Source organism: Milkweed yellows phytoplasma str. MW1 (assembly GCF_000309485.1).
Classification (GTDB): Bacteria; Bacillota_I; Bacilli_A; order Acholeplasmatales; family Acholeplasmataceae; genus Phytoplasma.
Genome location: NZ_AKIL01000049.1, coordinates 1 through 8,454, shown reverse-complemented (window position 1 = coordinate 8,454; position 8,454 = coordinate 1). Strand labels below are relative to the sequence as shown.

Genomic DNA, 8,454 nt, shown 5'->3' with positions numbered 1-8,454 from the left:
TTATTTCAAAAAATTTAATTAATTTATTAAAAATTAAAAGTTAATTTCATTTCATCTAAAAGCTTTACTTTTTAACATTTTTCTATCGCAAAAATTAATTCATTTTTAAACATTTGCAATATTATTTATTTTATCAAAATTATCATCTTTTTAACAATTTTTTTATCAAAAAATAACATCTTTTTTTCTTAAGAAATAAAGGCGCCTGAACAGGGCATAATCACTCTTTTTAACTTGTTTTTAAAAGAAGAAAATTATCATTTCTTTCTTATACAAGAGTGTTCATTAAATTAGCAAAAGGATAACCTTGGATAAAATTGCTGATTAACTTTTTAAACAAAGGAAAATTATTTGTAATTTGTTTTTGTGTTTGGGTATTTAAACGGTTTAAAACATATTGTTCTAAGGGAATACGAGAATCAAGACCAACTCCTATTCTTAATCTTTTAAATTCCTTAGAATGTAGCATATCTATAATATTTCTTAAACCATTATGACCACCATGACCGCCTTTATATTTGAGCTTAAAAGCGCCTGGCTCTAAATTGATATCATCAACGAGCACTAAAACATCATCCTTAGGGATATTATATTTCAACATCAGTTGTTTGATGGCTTTGCCTGAAAAATTCATATAAGTTTGCGGTTGAACTAACAAAATGGTTTCTTGTTCTAATTGAAGATGAGAAACGATACTTGATAGCTCTTTTTTAGTAGTTAAAATGTTTTTTTTCCATTCTTTTTCTAAATAATTAATTAACATAAAACCTATATTATGAGGGGTTAATTCAAACATTTTTCCCGGATTTCCTAAACCTACAATTAGCTTCAATTCGCTCTCCCTTTTTTCTTATTTGTTTTCATTGTTTTCAAATTAAATAATAACATTTAAAACCTTTAAAATGTAAAAAAATAACAAAAAAACAGATAAAAGTTTTTTTGTTATTTCATGGTTAAAAAGCTTAATTATTTGGTCTCAGCTGGTTTTTTGTTATTAATGATTTTTTTTCTTAAAGTATCAAAACCTAACATAACCACTATTGGTAAAAGTAAGTATAAATAATCTATAAATCTTATAGGTTTAGTTTTGAAAAAGGAATTCAAAAACCCTATATTTTGAGAAATTAACACAAATAAGAATAACTCGGTGATAATTCCCACGTATAAAAGTTTATTTTTCTTGTTGTAACTTTCCCAAAAATATAATTTATCCGAACGACAAGCAAAAGCATTGCCTACTTGAGCAAAAATAACTGCTCCGAAAGCCATTGTGGACGCATAAATGAAACCTGCTTGTTCAGAAATATCTTTAAAAGCTATTTCATGATTGAGGAAAAATTGGTAACCACCAAAAGCTAAGAAAAAGACTAACGCTAATACACCTTCTACAATTCCTAAAAAACCATAACTTCTTTTTAATATTTTTTTGTCTAATAAATGGTCATTTTCTGTACGAGGTTTGTGATCTAATAAATCTTTTTCGGGTTCTTCAGCACCTAAAGCAATAGCAGGTACTAAGTCCGTTAATAAATCAATAGCTAAAATCTGCATAACAGTTAAATACAGAGGCACTTTAAATAAAGTCATCACGATAATAGGGAAAATTTGAGGAATGTTTGAGGATAAAACATAAGTCATGAATTTTTTAATATTAGAATAGATTCCTCTAGATTCTAAAACTGCTTTAGGAATGGTGGAGAAATTATCATCTAATAAAATCATATCCGCTGCATTACGAGCGACATCTTTACCAGATTTACCCATTGCAATACCAATATGAGCGGCTTTCATAGCCAAAATATCGTTCACTCCATCGCCTATAGCGCCCACTATTTCATCATTGGCGCGATAAGCTTCAACAATTCTTAATTTGTGTTTAGGAGTTGTTCGGGAAAATAAAACAGGAACTCTTGTTTTTAAAGAATATTGAAATTCTTCTTGCGACATTTGTTCTAATTGATTACCATCAATATGGATATATTCTTCTTTGATAATACCTACTTGTTTAGCGATAGAAATAGCTGTAGGACCGTAATCTCCGGTGATAACAGTGATTTTTAAACCAGCTTTTAATAAATCTTTTACTGCGCCTTTAACTTCAATTTTTGGAGGATCGAAATTAACAGCGAATCCTAAGAAGACCATATTAGCTTCTTCTAAAGAACCGTCTTCAATTTTTTTATAAGCGATAGCTAAAATACGATAACCTTGGTTAGATAATTCTTCGTTTCTTTCATAAAAGAATTCTTTTTCTGATTCAGAAAAAGAGCTTACTTGGTTATTCTTATATTGAGCATTACAATCTTTTAATAAAACGCTTGGAGCGCCTTTAACAAATAAATATTTGCTACCAATATCATATTTGTCTTGTGCCACATTCGTCGCTAAAACACTCATTTTTTTAGTTTCCGAAGAGAAAGGAGTAGTTTTTTCAACTGTAAAATTTTGACGCACTGCATCAATAGAAAGCCCGTATTTGCTAGCGGCAACTAATAAAGAACCTTCGGTAGGGTTACCTACTACTTGATAATCGTCTTTATTTTTCTCATCATCAATTAAGTTCGTTTCTGAAGCCATAATAGAAGCAATAAAGATTTTTTTCAAGACTTTATCGTCTGTTTCTTGATTTAAATTTTTGATTTGTCCTTCTTTTTTTAAACCATTACCAGCAATATCGACAGAACCGCCCGGAAAGACAATTTTTTTACAAGTTAATTGGTTTTCCGTTAAAGTTCCTGTTTTATCGGTACAAATAACTGTAGCGGAACTTAATGTTTCCACTGAGTATAATTGTTTAATTAAAGCGTTTTGTTTCGACATTCTTTGGGTTCCGATAGCTAAACTTAAGTTGATAGTCGGCAATAATCCTTCAGGAATGTTCGCCACTAACATACTTAAAGCCACTACAATGGCGCCACTTAAAGCCTTGCGCCAAGAATTATCAGCTTTAAAACGCCATAAACATACACAAAAGACTACTAAAGCTAATAAAGAAGCAATAAAACTAATTTTTTTAACTACTCTGTGAATTTCTTTTTCTAAAGTAAATAATCCTTTATCGATGTTTTCAGATAAAACAGATACTTGCCCTATTTGAGTGTTTTCTCCAATAGAATAAACAATCGCTTTAGCGCTACCTTCAGAAACTGTTGTACCTGCATAAACTAAATTAGGCATTTCAGCGACAACACATTCATCTTGTATGTTAGGATTAGCCGTTCTATTTAAGGGGATCGTTTCGCCTGATAACATGGAGTTATCAACGAAAAAATTATTAGCTTGCACTATCCTTAAATCAGCAGGAATAGTAGCCCCTACTTCTAAAAAAATTAAATCTCCGATAGTTAAATCAATAACATCTATCACTTCTATTTGATTATTACGATAAACTTGGATTTTTTTAGGCATCATATCGCTTAAAGAAGACAAAATTTTTTCTGCTTTGCTTTCTTGTAAAAAAGCGAAAATACCGTTCACAATGACAACTAAGAAAATAGATAATCCGATTTGCCATTCGCGAATGAAAAAAGCTAAAGTACCTGATATCCACAATAAAATAGCGAACATGGAGGTAAATTGTTTAATAATTTGTTTAAAAACATTAAAATTTTTAGCGGATTTAATATCATTTAACCCGTATAAAAGTTTTCTTTTCTGTACTTCGTTATCATCTAATCCTGTTGGTGAGGTTTGGAAGTGTTTAAACACTTCTTCTTGTGATAATTTACTGATTTGCAAAATATCGTTATTGTTCATAAATTCCCTTACTCTTTTTTTAACTTGTTTAAAAAACAATTTTAACATATTAAAAATATATTTATATCATCCATTTTAACAAAATAAATATTTTTTTTAAAAAAAATAGTTTCTTCAAAGGTATTATCGTCAATACCTTTTATCTAGCCATACAACCGTATCTTCAAACGCTTTGTTCGCTTCTATATCGTGAAATAAATTATGATAAGACTCTTGATATAGAATTAATTTTTTATCTTTAGAAGGTACTTTTTCAAATAAAAAAGAACCATTTTTAAAAGAAATAATTTTATCTTGGATACTGTATAAAAACAAAACAGAACCCACATAAAAAGATAATCTTTTTTGTAAATATTGAGGACTTAAAACTAATAAATTTCTCATTAAACGCGGAGTAACATATTCTAAATGATAAGGGAAATAACCCTTATATATAGGCGTATGAGCAATTTTATTAGATAAAAAATTAAGTTTCCTTGGTTTAAAATTAAACCAATAAAAAGGGTATTTTAAATGTTTATTATTCAGTGCATGAGCGGGAGCAGAACTAATAATAGAACCGTTAACCTCGCCGTATTTTACCATATAAGAGTTAGTAATGATTCCGCCTATACTATGACCGATTAAAAAAATTTTTAAAGAAGATTTTTTTTTAATTTTCTTCACAAGAGAAGCCAAATCATCCACCAAAACATGAAAATTATTCACATCACCTCTTGAACCACCACTTTTTCCGTGTCCTCTAACATCGTATAAAATAACGTTATAACCGGCATGACATAAAAAGTCAGCTAAAGGGAGATAATCTTGTGAACTTTCACCTAATCCATGAGTAATAATAATATTAGCTTTCGGATTAGGAACGTTTTTAAAATTAATATAAAAAAAATTTTTATTAATAAACATATCAACCTTTTTCAAGAAAAAGAAAGGTTATGATTAACCTTCTTGATCTTTATTTTTAATTAATTTTTCATGTTGACTTAAATATTTTTTATATTTATCTTGTTCTTCTTGGATTTTAACTTTACTAGCTTTTTCTAAAAAGGAGGGATTATTTAAAATCTTTTCACTTCTTTGAATTTCGCTTAAAATTTTTTTTAACAATTGTGGCGATTGATTATCAGATTGATTTTTTTTCAAAGCTTGCAAGTCTTTTTTAAAAATGAAAACATATGTATCTTTGTCAAAAAACAACCATTCGTATTGTTCTTGTTTTAGTTTATGGGTTGTTTTAATCTCAGAAGCCATTAAAAAACTCTTTAAAACAGGCTTAATAGTTTTTATTTCGGATAGTTTTTCTATAGGAGCTTCTATATATAAAGATAATAAAGTATTTTTGGTTATTTTATAATTTTGTCTAAATTGACGCATTTTCACAATTAAATTTTTAAAAGTTAAGAAATAGAAATCATCAGAGGAATAATTAACTGCATTAATTTGCGGCAATTGTTCGTTAATAATAGGTTGCGTAAAAGCAAATTCTTCATAAATAGCATCAGTTACAAAAGGAATGAAAGGATGGAGCAATTGTAAAGTGATTTTTAAAATATAAAGAGCTAACTTTTGAGAATTTAAAGATACCTCTCGATCGTACTCTTTTAAAACAATTTTTAAAAATTCTAAATGCCAATTGGCTAAGTCTTCCCAAACAAAATTATACAACAGACTTCCTACAATGTTAAATTCGTATTTATCGTATAAATGGTTTGTTTCTTCCATTAAACGCGATAATTGCGATAATAAAAATTTTTCCGGCATTAATAACATTTCAACCTTAAAATCGGTTTGATCTGTATTAATGTTTAATTTAATAAAACGACTAATGTTCCAAATTTTATTAATAAAATTCCAACTAGACGCTATTTTAGTTTCGTTATATAATAAATCCGCACCTGGGGAAGAATTAGTGGTTAAAAACCATCTTAAAGCGTCTGTACCGTATTTATCAATGATATCTATCGGATCTACACCGTTTCCTTTCGATTTAGACATTTTTTGTCCTTGAGAATCTCTTATTAAACCATGCAACAAAACATCTTTAAAAGGTATTTTTTCAATTAAATTCATACTTTGTAAAGCCATTTTAGAAACCCAAAAGGTTAAAATATCATAACCAGTTACTAAAACGTCAACAGGAAAACGTCTTTGGAATAACTCTACGTTATTATCAGGCCATCCTAACGTACATAAAGGCCATAAAGCGGAAGAAAACCAAGTATCTAAAACATCTGGATCTCTTTGAAAACCATAGCCTGGATCTTGCGATTGGACCTTAACTTCATCGCCTTTATACCACACAGGTAAAGAATGTCCCCACCATAATTGACGAGAAATACACCAATCTTCTAAATTTTCTAACCAATTGTTAAAAGTTTTTAAAAAACGTTTAGGAAAGAAGTTAATTTGGTGTTCTTGTAAAACAGATTGCGAAATAGCTTTAGTTTTTAAAAACCATTGTAATGATAACCTTGGTTCAATAACAACACCAGAAATGCTTGAAAATCCTACTGAATGGGTATAATCCTCTATTTTAGATACGAATTTTTTCGCAGTTAATGTTTGGATTAATTGTTCACGACAATCAAAACGATCCATTTTATGGTATTCTTGGGCTAATTCGTTCATAGTTCCGTTAGGATTCATACAAGAAACTATTTGCAAATCATGTCTTTGAGCGATTTGGAAATCGTTCACATCGTGAGCTGGAGTTACTTTTAAAACGCCTGTCCCAAAATCCTTTTCCACACAATTATCAGCGATAATAGGGATTTTTGTGTTCGTTCCAGGAACTACCACTTTTTGGCCGATTAAATGTTGATATCTTTCGTCATCAGGATTAACGGTTAAAGCTTGATCTGCAAAAATAGTTTCCGGCCTTGTAGTCGCCACTTCTACATAATTAGCATTATCATCGGCTAAATAATATCTTAAATAGTATAATTTACCCTCTACTTCTTGATAATTAACTTCAATTTCAGAAATCGTAGATTGAGTAAAAGGGTCCCAATTGATCATTTTATAATCACGATAAATTAATTTTTTGTCGTAAAGTTGAATAAAAACTTTTTCTACTGCTTGGCTAAAATCTTTATCTAAAGTAAATTTTTCGTAATCATAATCCAGATGAAGGCTTAAACGTTTCCATTGAGTATGAATATTTTGTGTATATTCATCTTTCCATAAGGCAGCATATTTTAAAAAGATTTCTTTGGTTAGGTTTTGTTCAGCAAAACCTTCTTCTTTTAATTTTTGTTTGATTTTGCTTTGAGTCGCTATACCGGCATGATCCATTCCCGGCAAAAAAAGGACGTCAAAACCCAACATTTTTTTTCTTCTGATAATTATATCTTGTAAAGTATTATTCCAAGCGTGACCTAAATGTAGTTTGCCCGTAATATTCGGAGGCGGAATAACAATAGTGAAAGGTGTTTTATCGGGGTTATTTTGTGTTTTAAAATAGCCTTTTTCTAACCATTTAACGTATCTTTTATTTTCTACTAATTTAAAATTATATTTTTGTTCCATATTTTTCTTAATCCTAATTTTTTAGCTTTAAAACACTAAAAAATATTTTATCTTTAGTTCATAATAATTATTATCTTATACCGAAAAGTATCAAATTTAACAAAAAATAAAAAATAATGAATTATGTATTTATTTTATCATAAATAAAATTAACTATTTCATTTAAACCATCTTTATTTTTGCAAGAAAGTAAAAACATAGGAATATTTTCTTCAGGCGTACAAAATTCTTTTTTGATTCTTTGCATTTGATTAATAACTTGATTTTTCAACACTTTATCTTTTTTATTTAAAATTAAAAAAACCGGTAAATTATATTCTCTTAAATTATGATAAATATCTAAATCCATCTTTGTAGGGCCCACTTTAAAATCAATAATTTGAAAAATAATTTTAACAAAATAGTTGTTTTGTAAAAAATTATTAATCATATGGAAAACGCTTTGTTTAAAAGTTTTATTTCTTTTAGAATAACCATAACCTGGCGAATCAACTAAATAAAAAGAATCATTTAATAAAAAATAATTAATAGTGGTTGTTTTACCAGGTGTTTTAGAAAATAAAGCTAATTTGTTTTTATTCGTTAAAGCGTTGATAAAAGAACTTTTGCCAACATTACTGCGACCCATTAAAAAAACTTCTGATAAACGGAGGGCGGGACAGTCAATAGGGTCTTGAATACTTTTAATAAAAATAGATTTTTTAATCATTTTTTTCCTCAATATATTTCCTATATAGTGTTTTTAATGAAAAAAACTCATAAAAAATATTTATATTTTTTCCAATTTAAAAAGGATGTTTTTTTATTTATCATTCTATAATGTATTTATTTCTTTCCATCAGTTGATATAAAAATAATTTTCTTATTTTTTTTTTTTTTATGACTTATCTTAACAATGTTATTATATTATAATTGATATTTAATAATATAAACAAATTAATTCGTTTACAATAATCTTCTTTTTTATAACAGTAAACAGAAATAATGATTATTTTTCAAACAAATTTTCTCTATTTAGCCTTTCTATTTTATACTCCTTTCGATAAATAAAATATTTTTTTAAAAAAACAAAAAACCATTAGACCGCAATTATTTGAAATATGTTATAATTAAGAAGATGAATAATATTTTAAGCATAATATCCATATTATTTTTAAAATATTATTCAAT

General features: G+C 28.0%; 5 protein-coding genes. All 5 read right to left on the bottom strand.

Going from position 1 to position 8,454, the window contains the following annotated elements; all coding sequences use genetic code 11:
* Positions 1 to 268: 268 nt before the first annotated feature.
* Positions 269 to 832, bottom strand: coding sequence for an aminoacyl-tRNA hydrolase (pth, locus tag RI76_RS01155; RefSeq protein WP_017192305.1), 564 nt, complete (start codon positions 830 to 832; stop codon positions 269 to 271).
* A 134-nt stretch (positions 833 to 966) separates the two neighbouring features.
* Positions 967 to 3,756 (bottom strand): cation-translocating P-type ATPase, encoded by a 2,790-nt coding sequence (locus RI76_RS01150; RefSeq protein ID WP_026072037.1) that lies wholly within the window; start codon positions 3,754 to 3,756, stop codon positions 967 to 969.
* A 129-nt stretch (positions 3,757 to 3,885) separates the two neighbouring features.
* Positions 3,886 to 4,662, bottom strand: coding sequence for an alpha/beta fold hydrolase (locus RI76_RS01145; RefSeq protein WP_017192303.1), 777 nt, complete (start codon positions 4,660 to 4,662; stop codon positions 3,886 to 3,888).
* Between the two features lie 33 nt (positions 4,663 to 4,695).
* Complete coding sequence (locus tag RI76_RS01140) at positions 4,696 to 7,284, bottom strand: valine--tRNA ligase (RefSeq protein ID WP_017192302.1); 2,589 nt, start codon at positions 7,282 to 7,284, stop codon at positions 4,696 to 4,698.
* A gap of 121 nt (positions 7,285 to 7,405) precedes the next feature.
* Positions 7,406 to 7,993: a ribosome biogenesis GTP-binding protein YihA/YsxC gene (gene yihA / locus RI76_RS01135; RefSeq protein ID WP_017192301.1), complete on the bottom strand. Its 588-nt coding sequence runs from the start codon at positions 7,991 to 7,993 to the stop codon at positions 7,406 to 7,408.
* Between the last annotated feature and the right edge of the window lie 461 nt (positions 7,994 to 8,454).